Below are 17,874 nucleotides of genomic sequence, written 5' to 3' on the forward strand. Positions count from 1 at the left end.
GTTTAATTCCTCCCCTTCATGAGTGTGTCATATTGCTTTAAGTTCACTGGCATGATTTTGGGGAGGCGCGGATCAGTAAGAATAGGCTCTGGTGACTGTACCTGCCTATGTATTGCCTGTAGAAGGTGAAATCGGACAGCCTCAACGGAGTAATGATTGGCTAATTGGGCTTTACGAACAGCACCCAAGACCGCTTCTTGGCCGTACTGGACAGTGAATTTTAGAATAGTAACGAAATCTCTGTCGGCGTTTTTCCCCGTCAGGCGATGCTTGAAATCCATAATCTCTGACGGAAGTCCGGCGTGGCGTACTGGTGCTGCATTGGTGACAGCGCGTGGTTTTTTCTCAAGCACCGGCAAATAATGAGCTAACTTATAGGAAACAGCACCTCTTTTGTAAGAGCGTTGATGAGTCACAATCTTTGCTGATTTGTACCAAACCTCCACATTTAGAGGATATCCTTTAACAGTGACTTCCTGACCAATGAGGTGCACCGGTACAGAGTACTCGTTATGATCGAACTGTATCAAAGATCCATCTCTCACTTTAGCTGGTTTTGTAATGGCACATTCGAAGCTACTGTGCGGCAGAGACGTGAGACAGGCCTGTTCTTCTGCTAGCATAGTACCAACCAGTGCTGGACGGCTTTGGATTTTGTGAGTCAAGTAATCCTTGCTGTATTGATCCAAACAACTTTGCAGTTCTTCCCATGAATCTACGTGGGGAATTGGAACGAGGACATTACGCCGGGAGAATCCTACCAGATTCTCCACCAGACCTTTTTCATTACCCTGTCCTGGATTGCAGAACGTGCTGGCAAAGGCATAATGAGCTTTGAGATATTGAAAGGGCAATTGCTCCTGGGTAACGTGTCTGCCCCAGCCTTCCTTTACTGCAGTCTTTACGTTGTCATAGATTAGACGTCGGGGCACGCCGCCGAAAAATTCGAATGCCTTCCGATGGCCCATGAGAAAAGACTCATAACGTTGAGTTGGGAAGGCTGCTACAAAAATGGCCGCACTATGACAGAGGCGCATGCAAAAGAGTTGGACTACGGTACGTTGGCCTTTTATATACGCGATAGCCGTTCCCCAATCTACCTGGGCTGCTTCGCCTGGATCAAATTCAAGGGGGATATGTACCTTTGTTGTCTGCTTTAGCTGATGGACGAATTGACGAATGGTGGAGTATCCACCGGTAAAACCATGTTCTTTGCATAAACGATCATAAATTCGTTTGGCGGTGTGTCGCTGCTTGGGCAGATTATTTTGCCGGTCTTCTTCAAGATAGCCATTAATGATATCTTTGACCGGCCCGATTACTGGAAAACCACGCTGAGGGGTTTTGACGGTCAATGGCATGACCTCTCCTTCAACGTACTTTTTTACAGTATTTCTAGAAATACCAAGCCTTCTGGCAATTTCTCTTTGCGAAAGCCCTTCAACTGCGTAGGCATGTCTGATAAACTGGTATTGATCCACCTCGATCACCTCTAAAACCTCCTGTCGCTTTTGTCTCAGCAACTCTAGCATACAGGATTTTAATGGGGTCGGGGTGGCTCATTTTGACATTGTCATTTTGAGCCACTTTGGCTCACTTCTAGAATATCATTCACATGCTGATTCCAGTACGTGTGCGTATATATCGGTAGTGGTACTAGTGTTATCTTTCTGACGGATAACAAAGGGGTTTATTGAGGGAATACCCTTTGCAGGTGAGGTTGATAGTAGAAATGTTTCCACAAGCTTATAACAGCCAACATTCAAACTATTCATAGCTATCGTTCTGAACGATAACAAATTTGTTGAGACTTTGGCTCCTGACAATTCAGGAGTCAAAAATAACTATCCCGCCCACAAAGGAAAAAAATAACCGGCGCAATGGCCGGAGTATTACTTAACTGCTTTTAGCTGATGTATGGCTGCTTCCTGCTGGAATAGGCGGGAATTAAGAACTTCAAACTTAGCGTTCAATTCGGCAACATCCTCTTTAGTGGACGCCTTACCGGTTAAAACATTCAAACCATGACCGATACTATGAGTTTGGGCATTCAATTCTTCAGTTCGGTGCAGCAGAGCTTTGATAAACTCGGTGTTTTCACGCTGCTGGCCTGCGATATTGCTGACGGTAGTCTTTAAGTCGGTCAGATCGGACTCTATACGGTCAAAGCGTTTATTAGTCTGTTGTTGACCTTCTTCCATGCGGTCAAGTCGAGCGATAATCTGTTCTAGCAATTCCTCCATGGTGAGCACCGTCCTTTCGTGTATTCTCATTGTAGCATTATTGAGGGCGGGTAGCAATGTACATATAGAAGTTTGCGGATTTCATAGATGATAACAGTTAGGCAGCATGTGTATTCTATGGTACAATATGTATATGAATAAGTTTTAATAAAAGATGTGGCGTTGTTGTTTAATACTTCGATTGTTTAAATTTTCCATAACCAAGCAATAATAGATGTATAAATGATTAGTTTAGTGAGTAACGCTACGCTAACTATAACATGTGTTGAGTAAGGAGGTTGCGAGAAAATGAAACCTACGGTAAGTTTTAATAATACAATGGAAAAATACAGAAAAAAAGTTATTACGGCTACATTGAATGGCGTACGGCTTGAAAAAACTATTCGTGTGCGACCACGGAGCGAAAGTGAAAAAGTTGCTTTGTGTCATGCCGTTATTCATACAATTAATGAAGCAAAACGTTCCGGACGGCTAAAGAAAACTGATAGAGGATATGCGTTGTCATGGAAATTCTGAGAGAACGTCTTAGTAAGTGCAAAGCGATTCAGGAGATATTGCAAAAACAAATGACGGTTGCCGGGATAATTAGCGAAGCATTTAAACAGTATAAACTTACCCCGGTCGTAGTAGGCGGATTGGCTGTAGAATTTTATACATTATCCAGTTATCTTACTCAGGATATTGACATGGTCATACCGGGTGATGCTTATGCAAATGAAATAATGCCTGCATTAGGATTTAAAAAATGTGATAGTGCATGGGTATTTGAACAAGATCCAGCGATTATCGTAGACTTTCCGCGGAGCCCGCTGGGTGGCTCGTGGGATAAGGTGTTACCGGTTGAACTAGAGTCTGGGGAAATTGTATATATGATTTCCATTGAAGACATTATCATAGATCGTTTGTTAGCCGTTAAGTATTGGGGTGATCCAGAAGAATGGTCTCAATATATGATGGCTGCTCACTATGATGATATCGATTGGGACTACTGCTTAAAGCGAGCGGAAGAAGAAGTATGTTTAGCTGTATTCAATAAAGTTAAGGCACTGGCTGAAAAGTACAGACAGGCTTTTAATGAAAGATAACGAACTTTGTTGTTCGACATTTTTGACTCAGCATAGACTCAACATAAGTAGTCTGGCTGAGAAAAATTTTAGTAGGGGACCAAAACCTCGTAAAATTTGATAGAAATGATAGACTGCCTAATCAAAGGTATTCCTGAAATCCTTGATTTATAAGGGTTTGTAGGATTAGAAAAAACGGATTATACAGACCAAATCCAATTTCTAAGCGGTTGGCCGTAGGTTCAATTCTTACCAGGCGTGCCAGAGAAATGTAGCATCTACGCGGGTTTTTCGCCCATGTAGGTGCTCTTTTTATTGTAAAAATAAAACAAAGTGTCAGTAACCCCGTCCCATTGACACCTGTTATACAGGAAAAAAGGGACAGCCTCCTCAGTTTTCTTGAGGGACTATACCTTTTTAAGCATTAAAGGGACTTTTTCAGTGGCCTCGTTACGGACAGCCTTTTTTTATTTTAATAGGGCATATGCTATTTTTTCAGAAATAAGCCTGCTGTTTTCCGGAATTTCATGACTATAAATATCAAGTGTAGTTGAAACTCTTGCATGGTCAAGTGCTTGGGATACACGTAATGGGAACATTATCGGCCAGCAAGGTAGTAGCAAACGTATGTCTTAATGTGTGGAAATTCTTGCAGGGAAACCGTTTCCAACCTTTTTTTTTGACGGCACTCTTCCAATATTACTTCATATGATTTCTTTACGCTCATTGGTTTGGCAATGAAGTTGTTCAATGAAAACTCAATATGTAACTGTAGTTTATTCCAGAAACGCTTTAAAAAGTTCTGTGGGGATATTGGATTGTGGTTATTTGTTACAAAAGCAAGGTCATCATCACCGGGATGGAGCAAACGGCTTTCGGCCCATTTTTTCTTATAATCTTTTAGAGCGGCAACCGTTTGCGGGGGGATACTAATTTTTCGTACACTGCTTTGGTTTTTTGGTGGCTCAAAAATGATACCCTTTTTATTTGATACCTGAAGTGTTTGGCGAATAAATATTTCGTTGTTGTTTAAATCAATATCTTGACATCTTATTTCAAGTAATTCTCCTAATCGAATACCGGTAGTAACCGCTAATAGTAGCAATGGATAAAAACGATCTTTTTTTGCATGGGATAACAATAATTCGATTTCAGTAGAAGTGAGAACATGTATCTCTTCGCGCACTACTTTAGGAGTATCAACAAGGTCGGCAGGATTACTTTGGAGATACTTATTGATTACTGCCCTTCGCAGCGCGTTTCGAATCATTTGGTGAACCTTTTTTCTAGTTTCTCCAGAAAAACCTTCTTCTTGCATGTCGTTATACGATTCTGCAAGTGATTAGGGGTAATTTTTTGAATAGGCATATTCCATAAGGGCTCTGTATGATAAATTTGAGATGTATAGCCTTCATATGTACGCTGTCTTATTTTAGGTTTTGCATAACACAAAAACAGAGAAGTGGCTTAAAACCACCTCTCTGCTAAAAAGGTTATTTATTTGGATTAGGAATATCTTGTGGATTTGCAGTTTCATGGTTTACTGGTTTCTTCTCATCGTGCTTTTGAGGAGAGACAGGCTTTTTATTAGTGTCGTCTTTAGGAGGAAGTGGTTTCTTGTCGTCTAAGTTGCATTTTTCGCCGTGCGGATGATTTTTCTTGCAGTTGGGGTCTTTTTGATGGTTAGGATTCTTGCATTTTTCTCCATCAATGGGTTGATGGTCTTGAGCCTGATTTTGAACAATCGGTGGTCTTTCTGGAATTTGATCATTCTGAGCAGCAAAAACGGACATAGTGCCGGCACCATATGCCATTACCAATCCTAATGTAAGCGATAGCATTGCCTTATTTTTTAGAAACATGGAAATCGCCTCTTTCAAATAATTATTGAGTACCTTTGTTTGGTACGACTTTATCTTAACAATTAATTTTTAAATTTTGTTTAATAAGTTGGCGATATAGGCTAATTTACAGAAATTAACTCAAATAACAGGAGAATACGAAAATGCAAAATAAACTGTCCGATCTAAACAATCACCTGTTCATGCAGCTCGAAAGGCTCGGCAATGAGGAACTGAGCGGCGACAAACTCGCCAAAGAGATTAACCGGGCGAGGCTGTTACGGACGTCGCTCAGCAGATCATCGCGAACGGGAATTTGGTCTTGAAGGCGAAGGTTGCAACTGAAACGGTTGCCAAAGGGTAACAATCCCCCCGATGTTGCTGGAGTAACGCTTCATGAACAAAAAATATACGGCAGAGCACATCAATTATATCGCAGCTAATAGAAATAGGCAAAGGGACGGTGGAAGTGTTTTGAAATGACAAAAATAATGACCAGGACAATACCGCAGTCCCCTTGTCTGGCGTTTTCGATACTACTCTGCTGCGGAAAATCTTCACGGGTTTTTATTTTTCCCGGCGGAACAATTTTTATTTAGTTAGTATATTATATATTAGTTCGGAAAAAGAAAAAGTGATAAAGTTGAGCTATATGAAAAGTGTAAAAGGCGCTTGGAAGGCAATGTTTCTATAGGCGTGCTTGAAGACATTTTACAGTCAGCAGGACATAACATATAATAAGGGGATTTGACATGAGCGAAATTGAGATATTAAACAGTGTTGATCCTGTCGGAAATATTATCTTGTGTAATGACAAAGTGTATCGTGGTATAAATGCAGGTTACGAGGAAGAATATGCACAGATTTATAATAAATGCAAAGTGAATGGATTGCTGGGAAACTTCATAATTCCAACTATAATTGCAGACGATTTTACATTAGAACCATATCAGCTGATATTTGAACATGAATTGGTAAAACCTTATATTTATCCGTTTGAGTGGACGTTATTGATGCACTGCGATGCCGCTTATACAGTGCTGGATTTAGTAGTGAAACTGGATGAAATCGGCTTAGGATTAAAGGACGGACATCGTTTTAATATAGCATTTCATAAAGGCAGATTTTTTTGGATAGATTTTGGCTCAATTATTTCCTATAAAACCACGCATTGGATGATTGAAGAGTTTATTGATTCATTCATACATTCGATTATTTGTATTGATCAAGGTATTTTTTATAAAAAAGATATATACGAATGTCTAACTGAAGCGCAGAAGGAAAAATACGCCTTAGCACGCTCAACTATTATCAATTATGGTATGGCAGGCGATATTTCTAACGCAGTTACACTGCTTTACGACTGGATTAAAATATATGAGCATAACATTAAGATTTTGCCGTATAATCATGTAACTTCTACCGCCGTACTTGACGGACTTATTGCCTTTATTAAAACAGCAAATATAGATCGTGTTCTTGTAATTGACGGTAATGCTGCTGATATTTCATTATCGTTGAATAAATATGGAAATTCAGTTACTGTTTTTAATGCAGATGCTCAGTATATAGATTCTCTTTATTTTCAAATCAGGAGAAAAATAACCAACATCTCGCCGGTTTTTATTGATGTTACGCTTCCGGATAAGTTAAATGAAGGCTTAAAATGGCCTAAAGCTGAAAAAAGGTTTGCGGCAGAAATGGCTATCATAGTTAATCCTCCGGGGTCTCAATGTAATCTAGAATTTAATAAGTTGATTCAAAGCCTCAAGTTGTTTTCTGTCAAGTATGTTGCAATTGAAGTGGAATATCCTTACACTACTAAAACGATTAGCGCCATAGAACAAAGTGTAGAAATCGTAGCGGTGATACAGGATAAATGTAATGATGCAACTTGTTTGATAATTGTTAAGGTATAATCTTGTGTTATGGGGACTCGTAGGAACGGTGTAAGTTTCTTGGAAATTATGGGGACGGTTCCGCTGATGCGAACTCACTCTTCTAGCATGATAATTTCTACTGCATCAAAAGAACCGTTCTGTTCGCCAAGCAGCGCACGGAGTATAGCGGCTGTGAATTCTGCCTGAGAAGGCCCTTGCCGCGACGCGGAAAGACTATGCTCATAAAAAGTTTGAAGCCTTATTGGATTGTGCTAAAGATGCCGAAGTTACTGGTATTCAGCTGTCAGCCAATTTTAGTGTTATACAAATTTACGCTAGCAATATACAATTTATGGATACCAAAATTAAAGCCATTAATGGTGAAATTAATAAATGGGCAGAACAACTTCCTGAAATTGCATTGCTTAAAAGCATACCTGGTATAGGTGAAACATTGGCACCGCTTATTGTGGGAGAAATAGGCGATATCATGCGATTTACCAATGTCAAACAACTTGTAGCTTATTGTGGAATTGATCCATCTGTACGCCAATCTGGAAATTTTGTTGGTACCAGAAACAAGGTGACAAAAAGAGGTTCGCCTTTCTTACGACGAGCATTATATGTTGCCGCAACAACAGCCATTCGCAAAAATCCTAACGGGTGGCTTGTAAATCCAGTCATCTACGAATATTACAAAAAGAAAATTGAGTCAAAACCTAAAAAACAAGCACTAGGTGCAGTTATGAATAAGCTTCTACGAATTATTTTTTCTGTTCTAAAAAACAAACAGCCTTTGTTTAATTACTCCAGAACAGCAAGTTGCTCTGTATCAAGCCAATAGAAAAAAGACGGCGTAAACTCGGCTAAAAATTGAACATTAACATGGCCTTATTAAATAATGTTCGCATTTTTTGAAGGTTTGTTTGCTATACCCTTTTTTAGTACAAGATTTTTTTAGTTTAGGGCTTGACTTCAGTTAGCTGGTCTTTGTCTGCCTTCCTTTGCGCTATGATTATCAAGCTCTTTTTGCATCGTCACAAAATTTGATTGCTTCTTCTTTACTGGTGAAATACTTGTCTTATTTCAAGACTCTAAATTTGATATCAAATACTTGCCCAAATGCAGGAGTCGTATTTATATAGGAAGAATGTAATATTAGGATGCAGTTGGTAGCATCGGCTTCGTAACTATAATAAAACTGGATGGTGACAAATATGATTATCAAAACCCAAGATATGAACGTTGAACAGCGAACTGGTGAACGAGAAGGCACTTTGACAACGCTACTCGAAAATTCTCAGATGCACAACAAAAGTAGCCTCTTTGCCAAAATCACCTTGAAACCAGGACGTAAAACTCCCTATCATAAACACGAAGGTGACTGCGAAGTTTATTACATCGTCTCTGGCCATGCCCAAGTAAATGATAATGGCTCTTTAAAAGATGTCAAAGCAGGCGATATTATATTTACTGATAACGGCGAAAGCCATTCACTGGAGAATATCGGTGATACCGATTTAGAATTCATTGCACTTATTCTCAAGCTTTAACCTTTTTTCTTCTCTACTACAATATTTTTCACTATGAATTTCTAGGGTTACCATAGAAAGATAACTGCAATTAATATAAGTCTGTTTGATAATTACTTAATTATAGACGGCAAACAATACCGCATAGTACACATGATAACAACATAATTGAAGTCTTTGCCGCATCCTCCGGGGTGCGGTTTTTCTATTTCCAAATTTCTCTAAAGAAATTCTAAATAATGGCGGTTATTATTAATCCATGGATCCAGTAACAAACAGTTAGGGAGTGAATGTTTCCATGAAAAATATAGGCAAAAAAGTTATCATATACTCAATGCTTGGTTTACTTCAAGTAGGAATGTTTTCCTCAGTAGCCGCAGCAGCCTCTGGACCATTACATAACGACGGTTTTCAGCGAATCGCGTATCTTGACCGTAATGACCGACATGATAATGACCGCCAACGTCAGCACGATGAACGCAAACGCCAGGAAAACGAGCGGCACGAAAGAGAAATGAAGCGCCGGCCGCATGAAGGTGAAAGAAAATGGCGTGAGCGGCAAGAGCGGGAGAAAGACCGTCATGATCAGAATTTGCGCCAAATTGCTGCCCTTTTAATTGGTATTGCCATAGGGTCTGGCTCATCGGGTAATTGATAAAACTAAGCCACATTTTTAAAGTGCGGCTTTCCAAATTTTTATCCATACAAGTACCCAGCAGCATGCAGTTGCTGGGTACTGAAATAGGCAAAGGGACGGTGACCAGTGTCTTGGAATGACAAAAATAGTGACCAGGACAACCCCTTGTCTGTTCGATGATGGCAAGCCCTTGCTGGGGATGGGAAGGCATGAAAGTAGCAATATATTCGCCTCTTGCGGGATTGGTTTAAGCGACCAGCAGGATAAAAAAAGAAGCCCAATCAGGGCTTATGAGATGCAGTGATTAGCTTCTTTCGAGAACCGCGAATTTAATTAATACCTACGAAACTGTCGAGCACTATAGAACCTACGTCTGCCCGATCTACCGAATCTTCTTTCAGGATCACCAGGCGGATCATCGAACGATGATCCACACATAGGACACATGTTATGTTGGGTTGAATCGAATTCGTGTCCGCAGCAAGGACAGACTTCGCACATATCGTAGCAACAGTTTTCATAAATTCGGAAGTGTCTACTAAAGGTTCCGACACACCTTCTTTGGCAACGTGGTCTGCATTCATTTTTTGGCATGCATTCATGTTCTGGCGTGTAATCACAGTCGGGCATACACTCATCATCACGCATACGGTATCTCATTATTATACCTCCATAATATTTTTCTGAATGGGTCTATAATATTTTATGCGTAATATTGACTACATGCTACGTCAAATAGAGTCTAATAGATAATCTAAAAGGAGGTATTTACCATTCGAGCTATTACTATTTTACAGCCGTGGACAAGCAGTATGTTGGCGGCGATGAAAAAGATGGAGGGGTAAAGTGGTATGACAAATAGGCGAAGGGACGATGGAAGTGTCTTGAAATGACAAAAATAGTGACAAGGACAATACCACCGTCCCTGTCATATCACCGGTATCCAAGAAGCGAAAACCGAGCCAAAAGAAAAGCCAAGGGAAGTCCCAAGGCCAACGACAAACTGTAGTCAAGTATATCTGCTTAAAGTGTAACGAAGAGGAAGCAATTCCCTATAAGGTAGTCAGAGTCTTTGATGCCATGGATGATGGAGACCCAACAGTACCGCCGCAGTTTAGTTGCGAGAAATGTGGTGGGGCCATGTATCCAGAGTATTATAAAGGTATTCACGGATATGAGTATAAGGTTTCGGATGTGAGATAAAGCCCAAGGCCCGCGTTAGCGGTTTTTTTTATTGCCGTCTGCCAGTTGTCTGGTGGGCGGTTTTTTCATAAATAACCTGTAGGCAGATTCATATATTATATAAAGCACAGAAGGGGGGGATTAGGTGTCATTTGATAGTCCGGATCTGTTCAAGGTTGTAGTTATTATATTTGTATCAGTTATTTATGGTATTTTTGCTATAATCAATTCGGATAATGTTTAGAGCCTAAGCAACAGCCCCTGGCATGTGCCGGGGGCTTTGATTTGTTGCAAAACGGCACGACTCAATTAAAAAGGGACATGTAGCATAAATAGCGTTTTTAGGTGTTTAGCTCGGGATAGTATCTATTCTATTGTCTACTATATGTGTTTACGATGTCTAAAAAGTAATATCAAGTGTAAACCGTGGTGCTTATTTAGCGTTTATTTTCGAAAAAGACATAAAAAAAGAACGAACGTGCCAAGAAGATAAAAGCAATCTTAATTACTCTTAATCAGTAGGTTATAGGTTCTGTGCGGGGCCAGTCCCGCCCCTTAACACCTTAACTTAATTTAAAATGGCTATTACTGATCGGCGGGATGATCCCGTCGATTTTTATTTGTACTGTATGGAGGCCAAGAAAGAGCAAGTGATAGCTGAATTCTTGGTGGCCCTTCGCCGATAGCATGGGCAAGACCGTCTTGGGAATTTTGCCCGGCATGGTATAATAAGAAAAACAGAGACACTCTAACTCAGAAGGAGACTTAGCCATGACCTCAAGGAAGAACCACCTCGTTTTTGACACAAAGATTGGCGGCACCAAACCAGTGACCGTTGTCGATAAAGGCCATAAATGCCCCTTCTGCTACCGTGACGAACTTGAGGGCATCATAGCCGAAGATGGGCCAATACTTCTCATCGCCAATAAATACCCGGTGCTCCGGGACACTTTCCCGACTGTCCTTATAGAAACCGATGACTGTGCATCCGAACTATCCCTATATCCAAGGGATCACCTTTACCGGGTCATTCGTTTTGGCATCAAGAATTGGCTGGACATGATTGAAGGCGGCGAATTTGCCTCGGTCCTGTTCTTCAAAAACCACGGCCCCAGCTCGGGCGGCAGCATTCGCCACCCCCACATGCAGATCATCGGCCTTCGCCACCTCGACTACACCGCCAACATCTCCCCGGCCAGCCTCGAAGGAATCGTCATCAGCCGCGACGGCGGCGTCGAACTTGCTATCGCCGACAAGCCGCTGGTCGGCTTCGTTGAACTCAACATCAAGCTCGCCGACCTCGGGCACCTCGACCGCCTGGCCGACTTCTTGCAGATTTGCGCCCATTACTTCCTCCACCACTACAACTGTGACTGCAACAGCTACAATATTTTCTTCTACCATATAAACGGCCAGATAACTGCCAAGATCATGCCCCGGTTCGTTACTTCGCCCATCTACGTCGGCTACGCTATCCCCCAGCTGTCCAGCCGCATTCCCGACGTCGCCGCTGACCTCAAGCGAATATACGGATTATAATTTCAGTCGAGGTGATTTCAGGAGCATAATTGCGGCCCCGTGTAGGCGTTACTTTAATATAAATGCAGAAGACAGGTTTTACGTTTGCCTGTTTTTTTCATTTGCAGCTTTCCTTGCATGGGTTATTAAGCTTTCCATTATATTTCCGGTTTCTTGTTCTGCTGATTCCAGTACGTGTCGTATATATCGGTAGTGGTACTAGTGTTATCTTTCTGACGGATAACAAAGGGGTTTATTGAAGGAATACCCTTTGCAGGTGAGGGTGATAGTAGAAATGTAGCATTATTGAGGGCGGGTAGCAATGTACATATAGAAGTGTCAAAAAGCAGATCTTATTTAGTCTGCTTTTTGTTGCTCCTTTTCCTTTTTTGTTATTTCCGCAGCTTTTTGTAAAAGCATGTAATACTTTCTTCAAAAAATCTTGATAAAATCTTGATAATTTATAAATAAAATCTGGATTTATATTTGTTATCTTAAAACAAAAGTTCAACTCTAATGTAATGCACCGAAAAAGGGAGGAAAGTAGGCTCTGGTGCAACCTCAGAAAGAACACATAGAATTCCATCGACCTGTCCTTCTGAATCATAAGTATTGCTTCAATTCCACAAATTGTTTTTTCTGCGGTTTTAATATGGTCAAATAAACTTCCTAACAGTATTAAAGGAGAGCGAGTTAAACAGATGGTACGCCAATTTTTTGCAAACAGGAAACGAACAAAACTTATGATGCTCATAGGTATAGTGATTATATTTTGCATAGGAGTTGCTGCTTTTACCCGTATGCACGCCAGTAAGCAAATTTATTCCGGAAAAGTGCAGACCACTGTTGATGTTACAAATGTGCAGCGCACAAATTTAATTAAGCGGATATCGTTAACAGGACAAACAGTAGCAGAAGCACAAGTCGATATTGCGGCTAAATATCAGGGTAAAGTTACAGCAGTGAATGTTAGTTTGGGGCAAAGCGTATCACCGGGACAAGTCTTGGTTGTTCAGGATACAGGTGATGCGGAAATCTCAATTAATCAAAACCAGGCAGCCTATCAACAGGCTTCGGCGGATGCGGTGACAAATGAGGTAGCTTTTAATGCTAATTACGATAAAGTGAGTGCCGATTATCAAAAGGCAGCAGCTAGTTATCAGAGAAATAAAAGACTGTTTGATATAGGTGGGGTATCCAAAGGTGATCTGGATGTTGTCGAGCAGCAACTGGCCGATGCCAAGGCTGCTTTTGATGCACTTTCCAATCAAATGAAATCAGGTGTGGCAAGTACCATACAGTCTTCTCAGGCATCGGTTTTAAAAGCGCAGCATGGTATAAGTGCAGCCCAAAAGCAGCGTGATGATTTAATATTACGTGCGCCGCGTTCCGGGATGATCGGCTATCGTCAGGTTGAAGTTGGCGATATTGTTTCAGCAGGGCAAAAATTGTTAAGTATCTATGATAACAGCAATATATATGTGGATTGCCAGGTAGCGGAAGAAGACCTCAGTGCGTTGAGTATTGGTATGGATATTAATGTGCAACTGGAGTCTCTGGGGAAAACGGTACCAGGAAAAATTATTTACATAAGTCCGGCAATTGATTCGCAGAATTTGGTGTTTTCTTTGCGCATTGCATTGATCAATCCTGACCCCAGCATTAGAGCCGGAATGTTTGCCAGAGCAGTTATTCAGTTACCGTTGCGGCAAAATACGTTAGTAGTTCCTAAAGAAGCTCTTGTAGATAAAAGTGGGAAAAATTATGTCTATGTGGTCACTGCGCAAAATACGGTAGAACAGCGTACTGTTCAAATTGGGACCAAAGGCGATCAGAATGTTGAAATTTTAGAGGGGCTTAATGAAGGGGAGCACGTTGCAATCAATAACTTAGCTCGCTTGCGGAATGAGATGGTCATTGTACCTAATTTTATCACACCCAATGAACGGGGTGAAAATCAGTGAATATAACACGTTTTTCTATTCAGAAACCGATAGGCATTTCAATGATTGTCATGCTGTTTGTAGTTTTAGGTTTGGTTAGTTTTTATCGTATTGGAGTTGAACTGTTGCCGGCCATTAATATTCCCTATGTTACAGTAACTGTTAACTATCCTGGGGCCGGCACAGAGGAAATAGAGCAAGAGGTTATTAAACCTTTGGAAAATTCATTATCGGCTTTATCCAACTTAAAGCATATTACGGCAGTTGCCCGGCCCGAAAAGGCACAAATCACGCTGGAGTTTGAATTTTGGGCAAATGTTGATACTTCGGCGATTAATGCCTCGCAATATGTTAATTCAGTACTGAATAAACTGCCGACTGGCATTCAAACACCAACGGTTATGAAACGTGATGTGAATGCGTCACCAATCATGGAAATATCCGTTATTGCCGACAAGCCGCTGGGGGATGTCTATACCGTTGCTAATGATGTTTTTGTGGAACGACTGCAACGGGCCAGCGGGGTATCTGATGTGCAATTATACGGCGGACGTGATAAGGAAATTGCGGTTGAAGTTGATAAAGATAAATTATCTTATTATAATATTTCTCTTAATCAAATTGCCAACCGTATTAAACAAGAAAATGTATTAACTCCCGCTGGATCGGTGTTTAGCGATAATAAGGAAACAAATGTCAGGTTAATGGCACAATATACTTCCCCGGAAGAATTGGCTTCCATTCATGTTACGAATAGCAAAAATGTAAATATTCCTTTGAGCAATCTTGCAACAATAAAGGAGCAGGATAAAAGGGTTACGCGTTATGCGCGTACCAATGGGCAAGATGTAGTTTCTCTGACTGTATATAAAAACAGTGATGCTAATCTGGTGGATGCAGCTAAGGAGACGAAAAAGCAGCTTGATAGTTTACGGACAGAGTATCCTGACTACCAGTTTGTTATCATTACCGATGCGTCACAGTATGTAGAAGATTCATTGCATAATACTTTGGAAGCGTTGATAGAGGGCTTATTTACCACCGGGTTGGTGCTGTATTTATTTTTGCGGGGCTGGCGCTCTACAGCGGCAGTTTTAATTGCTATACCGACATCGTTGATTTCTACCTTTTTTGTGATGTATATTGCCGGGTTTACGTTTAACATGATGTCCTTGATGGGAATGTCGCTATGCATTGGAATTTTAGTTGATGACTCTATTGTCGTGCTGGAAAATATTCATCGGCACTTGATGCTGGGGAAGGATGCCAAAATAGCGGCGGAAGATGGTCGAAATGAAATTGGTATGGCGGCAATAGCCATTACGCTCTGTGATGTTGTGGTATTTATGCCGATTGCCTTTATGAATGGAATGACCGGACAATATTTTCGCCAGTTTGGGCTTACCATCGTATTTGCCACTTTGTGTTCACTGTTTGTTTCCTTTACATTGACACCAATGCTGGCGTCAAGATTTTTTGCCAAGGGAATGCAAGAAGCGAAAGGCAAGTTTTGGGATGCGATGATCCGTGCGGAAAATGTGACAATACAAAAATATGAGCGATTATTGCGCTTAAGTTTAGAGCATCCCAAAAAGATTATTGTGACAGTGTTGCTGATTTTTATAGGGACGGTCTCGCTTATACCCCTAGGAGTGATTGGTGCTGAATATATGCCTAAAACGGATGAGAGTAGTTTCCGTATTAATGTACAGTTTCCGGTAGGAGAGAATATTGATAAAACCAATTCTGAAGTGAGACAAATGGAAGAGTTTCTTACAACAATACCGGAAGTGAAAAATTATTTGTCAAGTGTTGGTCAACCTGCGGGGAATTATGGCGGAATTAGTGTGCAAATGGTTGACCGTAAAGAGCGTGGAAGAAGCGTATGGCAAGTTACAGATCAGGTTCGCCGCTATTTGCGGGAAAATTTTCCCGAAGCTGTTGTACAGGTTAGTGAAACGCAATCTTCCGTTGCCGGAGTATCAGGCAGTACAGGAACCGGTGGCAATGGACCTAGTAATGCGCCTATACAAATTGAAATACGGGGAGCAAATTTAGAGGGTATTGTTAAAGCTTCCTATAAAGTTCAGGATATTTTAGCAAATCTTAAAGGGACAAAAGATATTCGCAGTTCTTATACAGAAGGGGCACCGGAATTGCGGCTCATAGTAGACCGGGAAAAATTGAAATTTTATAATACGACGGTAAACGATATAAATAATGTATTTTCCGGGGCGATAGCCGGTACACTGGCAGGATATTATGTGAACGACCCAAATAATGACAGCCAGGATACCGATATTTACGTTCGCATTAAAGGCAGTGACGGTTTTAAAGCTTCAGATATCCGTTATATACCTGTGCAGGCCGGTAGTAATTTAATAAAACTCAGCGATGTAGCGAGAGTGGAGGATAATGTCGGGCCGGTAATGCTGCGCCGCGTGGATAAACAAGAGTCTATCAATATTTCAGCAAACATAACGGATCGACCCTTGCAGGAAGTTCTTGATGATATTAGCAAAAATATAAAGCCTGGCGATTTAGGGCAAAACATTACCTACCGGTTTACCGGTCAGGCAGATAATATGAAAACTACTTTTGGTGAAATGGCCCAGGCGTTGGGATTATCGCTGATCCTGGTGTATATGGTGCTGGCTATCTTATATGAATCAATTTCTACGCCTTTAATCAGGATGTGTTCTTTGCCGTTTGGCTTAATTGGTTCATTAGCCTTTTTGGCGATTACTTATAATACGATCAATTTGTATTCGTTGATTGGTATTTTGGTTATGGACGGCGTTGTGGCTAAAAATGGTACTTTGTTGTTAGATTATACTTTAACGTTAATGGAAAGTGGGATGAATGCCCGGGATGCCATCATTGAAGCGGGGAAAACCAGGTTAAAGCCTATTTGTATGACAACATTAACAATGATTTCGGGGATGATGCCGACGGCTTTAGCAATGACAGCTGGTTCGGAAACGAGAGTCAGTATGGCATGGGTTATAATTGGCGGCCTTCTTTCATCTACTTTCTTTACACTTATTGCGATTCCGATTATCTTTTTATTCTTTTATAAATACCCGATGTCTAAGTGGTTTACTCTTTCGGGAATAAGTACTAAGTTAAAACATTTAATACTTCAAAAATCTTGATAAAATCTTGATAATTTCCCAATAAAACCTAGATTTATATTTGTTATCTTAAATAAAAGTGCTTTGTTAATGAAATGCACCGAAAAAGGGAGGAAAGAATCTTGATGAACATTTTAACGAAAAAGAGTATTCTAGGGTTGACGGCGGGCGTAGTTATATTAGCAGGTTCAGTGAGTCCATTAGCTGTTCAGGCAGTTGCTGAAAATGACGGGGCTTGTCAGACGCCAGCCATGCATCAGCGCCACTTCGATCCGGAAAAAATAGCTCAAAGAATAGCTGAGACATATGATGTCAATAAAGACGATGTCTTAAAGTATTGTAATGATGGTATCAGATTTAAAGATATATCTAAAGCAGCTTTTTTAGCCAAAGCCAGTAACAAATCTCTAAAGGAAGTTATGGAAGTAAAAACTTACAATAATACCTGGAAAGATGTAGCTCAATCGTTAGGAGTGACTAGAGAGCAAATGAAAGCTACCCGCAATGACATTGCGGCTACCCGCTTGGAGAACAAATTGCAAATTTCTAAACAAACATCATTGGCTTTGCTGCAGCAAGGCTACCGTGCACATGATATCGCAGTAGCTAATGCATTATCAAACAATACTAACAAACCAATTAGTGATGTGCTGGCTATGAAGAAGATCAACAATACCTGGCATGATGTTGCGAGTGATTTAGGCGTAGACGATAATACATTAAAAAAAGATATGAAAAATATCAGAACAGCTTTTCATAATAAAGGATTTCATGGCCAACATCGATTTTTCATGATGTAACCATAAAGATGGTAGCATATAGGCGGTACTTTTGAGGACATATGGGGAAATTCACACGGGGATGATAATTGATATAAGAGGTTGACCTAAAGAAATTTAG

At 40.7% G+C, this 17,874-nt stretch carries 17 protein-coding genes; 12 read left to right on the forward strand and 5 right to left on the reverse strand.

Annotated features, from left to right (window positions below):
* Positions 1-2: 2 nt before the first annotated feature.
* Complete coding sequence (gene istA / locus SALPA_RS19695) at positions 3-1,490, reverse strand: IS21 family transposase (protein ID WP_222428065.1); 1,488 nt, start codon at positions 1,488-1,490, stop codon at positions 3-5.
* 402 nt (positions 1,491-1,892) lie between these two features.
* Positions 1,893-2,243, reverse strand: a complete 351-nt coding sequence (locus tag SALPA_RS19700; protein WP_145097886.1) for a hypothetical protein — start codon at positions 2,241-2,243, stop codon at positions 1,893-1,895.
* A 288-nt stretch (positions 2,244-2,531) separates the two neighbouring features.
* On the opposite strand from SALPA_RS19700, the gene SALPA_RS19705 reads away from it, so the two are divergent.
* Together SALPA_RS19705 and SALPA_RS19710 are read left to right on the forward strand one after the other, a co-directional pair.
* Positions 2,532-2,759 (forward strand): hypothetical protein, encoded by a 228-nt coding sequence (locus tag SALPA_RS19705; protein ID WP_145097889.1) that lies wholly within the window; start codon positions 2,532-2,534, stop codon positions 2,757-2,759.
* On the forward strand, positions 2,747-3,328 hold the full coding sequence (locus SALPA_RS19710; RefSeq protein ID WP_145097892.1) for a hypothetical protein: 582 nt from the start codon (positions 2,747-2,749) through the stop codon (positions 3,326-3,328). The genes SALPA_RS19705 and SALPA_RS19710 overlap by 13 nt, the downstream gene beginning before the upstream one ends.
* A 577-nt stretch (positions 3,329-3,905) precedes the next feature.
* On the opposite strand, the gene SALPA_RS19715 is transcribed toward SALPA_RS19710, so the two are convergent.
* From SALPA_RS19715 to SALPA_RS19720, 3 genes are read right to left on the reverse strand one after another with little or no spacing between them, the layout of a single operon-like run.
* Positions 3,906-4,625, reverse strand: a complete 720-nt coding sequence (locus SALPA_RS19715) for a site-specific integrase (protein ID WP_255451272.1) — start codon at positions 4,623-4,625, stop codon at positions 3,906-3,908.
* The gene (locus SALPA_RS31605; RefSeq protein ID WP_255451273.1) at positions 4,574-4,759 is read right to left on the reverse strand and encodes a hypothetical protein; all 186 of its coding nucleotides are present in this window, start codon (positions 4,757-4,759) and stop codon (positions 4,574-4,576) included. Before SALPA_RS31605 ends, SALPA_RS19715 begins: the two co-directional genes overlap by 52 nt.
* A gap of 41 nt (positions 4,760-4,800) precedes the next feature.
* Positions 4,801-5,169 (reverse strand): hypothetical protein, encoded by a 369-nt coding sequence (locus tag SALPA_RS19720; RefSeq protein WP_145097895.1) that lies wholly within the window; start codon positions 5,167-5,169, stop codon positions 4,801-4,803.
* Positions 5,170-5,312: 143 nt separating this feature from the next.
* Between SALPA_RS19720 and SALPA_RS19725 the strand changes: the two genes are divergently transcribed.
* From SALPA_RS19725 to SALPA_RS19770, 10 genes are all read left to right on the forward strand, one after another.
* Positions 5,313-5,474 (forward strand): hypothetical protein, encoded by a 162-nt coding sequence (locus tag SALPA_RS19725; RefSeq protein ID WP_222428066.1) that lies wholly within the window; start codon positions 5,313-5,315, stop codon positions 5,472-5,474.
* A 426-nt stretch (positions 5,475-5,900) separates the two neighbouring features.
* Positions 5,901-7,067 (forward strand): hypothetical protein, encoded by a 1,167-nt coding sequence (locus SALPA_RS31610; RefSeq protein WP_255451274.1) that lies wholly within the window; start codon positions 5,901-5,903, stop codon positions 7,065-7,067.
* A gap of 223 nt (positions 7,068-7,290) precedes the next feature.
* Positions 7,291-7,872, forward strand: coding sequence for an IS110 family transposase (locus tag SALPA_RS19735; protein WP_145097897.1), 582 nt, complete (start codon positions 7,291-7,293; stop codon positions 7,870-7,872).
* A 373-nt stretch (positions 7,873-8,245) separates the two neighbouring features.
* Positions 8,246-8,581 (forward strand): cupin domain-containing protein, encoded by a 336-nt coding sequence (locus SALPA_RS19740; protein ID WP_222428067.1) that lies wholly within the window; start codon positions 8,246-8,248, stop codon positions 8,579-8,581.
* A 277-nt stretch (positions 8,582-8,858) separates the two neighbouring features.
* The gene (locus SALPA_RS19745; RefSeq protein ID WP_145097903.1) at positions 8,859-9,215 is read left to right on the forward strand and encodes a hypothetical protein; all 357 of its coding nucleotides are present in this window, start codon (positions 8,859-8,861) and stop codon (positions 9,213-9,215) included.
* 118 nt (positions 9,216-9,333) lie between these two features.
* A complete protein-coding gene (locus tag SALPA_RS30525; protein WP_222428068.1) occupies positions 9,334-9,501 on the forward strand; it encodes a hypothetical protein in 168 nt (55 codons plus the stop codon).
* A 1,649-nt stretch (positions 9,502-11,150) separates the two neighbouring features.
* Positions 11,151-11,918, forward strand: coding sequence for a DUF4931 domain-containing protein (locus SALPA_RS19755; RefSeq protein ID WP_145097905.1), 768 nt, complete (start codon positions 11,151-11,153; stop codon positions 11,916-11,918).
* A gap of 779 nt (positions 11,919-12,697) precedes the next feature.
* Entirely contained in the window at positions 12,698-13,861 is a 1,164-nt protein-coding gene (locus tag SALPA_RS19760) for an efflux RND transporter periplasmic adaptor subunit (protein WP_255451275.1), read from the forward strand.
* Positions 13,858-16,995, forward strand: coding sequence for an efflux RND transporter permease subunit (locus tag SALPA_RS19765; protein WP_145097911.1), 3,138 nt, complete (start codon positions 13,858-13,860; stop codon positions 16,993-16,995). The genes SALPA_RS19760 and SALPA_RS19765 overlap by 4 nt, the downstream gene beginning before the upstream one ends.
* Positions 16,996-17,096: 101 nt before the next feature.
* Positions 17,097-17,774: a hypothetical protein gene (locus SALPA_RS19770; RefSeq protein WP_370516715.1), complete on the forward strand. Its 678-nt coding sequence runs from the start codon at positions 17,097-17,099 to the stop codon at positions 17,772-17,774.
* Positions 17,775-17,874 lie beyond the last annotated feature (100 nt).

It is taken from the genome of Sporomusa sp. KB1 (genome assembly GCF_007830295.1).
GTDB lineage: Bacteria > Bacillota > Negativicutes > Sporomusales > Sporomusaceae > Sporomusa.

What these genes read in the sequence shown, in the direction of transcription:
- SALPA_RS19715 (WP_255451272.1), bottom strand. Translation starts at nt 4,625, where the DNA reads ATGCAAGAAGAAGGTTTTTCTGGAGAAACTAGAAAAAAGGTTCACCAA.
- SALPA_RS19740 (WP_222428067.1), top strand. Translation starts at nt 8,246, where the DNA reads ATGATTATCAAAACCCAAGATATGAACGTTGAACAGCGAACTGGTGAA.
- SALPA_RS19700 (WP_145097886.1), bottom strand. Translation starts at nt 2,243, where the DNA reads ATGGAGGAATTGCTAGAACAGATTATCGCTCGACTTGACCGCATGGAA.
- SALPA_RS19725 (WP_222428066.1), top strand. Translation starts at nt 5,313, where the DNA reads ATGCAAAATAAACTGTCCGATCTAAACAATCACCTGTTCATGCAGCTC.
- SALPA_RS19755 (WP_145097905.1), top strand. Translation starts at nt 11,151, where the DNA reads ATGACCTCAAGGAAGAACCACCTCGTTTTTGACACAAAGATTGGCGGC.
- SALPA_RS19760 (WP_255451275.1), top strand. Translation starts at nt 12,698, where the DNA reads ATGCACGCCAGTAAGCAAATTTATTCCGGAAAAGTGCAGACCACTGTT.
- SALPA_RS19705 (WP_145097889.1), top strand. Translation starts at nt 2,532, where the DNA reads ATGAAACCTACGGTAAGTTTTAATAATACAATGGAAAAATACAGAAAA.
- SALPA_RS19745 (WP_145097903.1), top strand. Translation starts at nt 8,859, where the DNA reads ATGAAAAATATAGGCAAAAAAGTTATCATATACTCAATGCTTGGTTTA.
- SALPA_RS19710 (WP_145097892.1), top strand. Translation starts at nt 2,747, where the DNA reads ATGGAAATTCTGAGAGAACGTCTTAGTAAGTGCAAAGCGATTCAGGAG.
- SALPA_RS31610 (WP_255451274.1), top strand. Translation starts at nt 5,901, where the DNA reads ATGAGCGAAATTGAGATATTAAACAGTGTTGATCCTGTCGGAAATATT.
- SALPA_RS19720 (WP_145097895.1), bottom strand. Translation starts at nt 5,169, where the DNA reads ATGTTTCTAAAAAATAAGGCAATGCTATCGCTTACATTAGGATTGGTA.
- SALPA_RS30525 (WP_222428068.1), top strand. Translation starts at nt 9,334, where the DNA reads ATGACAAAAATAGTGACCAGGACAACCCCTTGTCTGTTCGATGATGGC.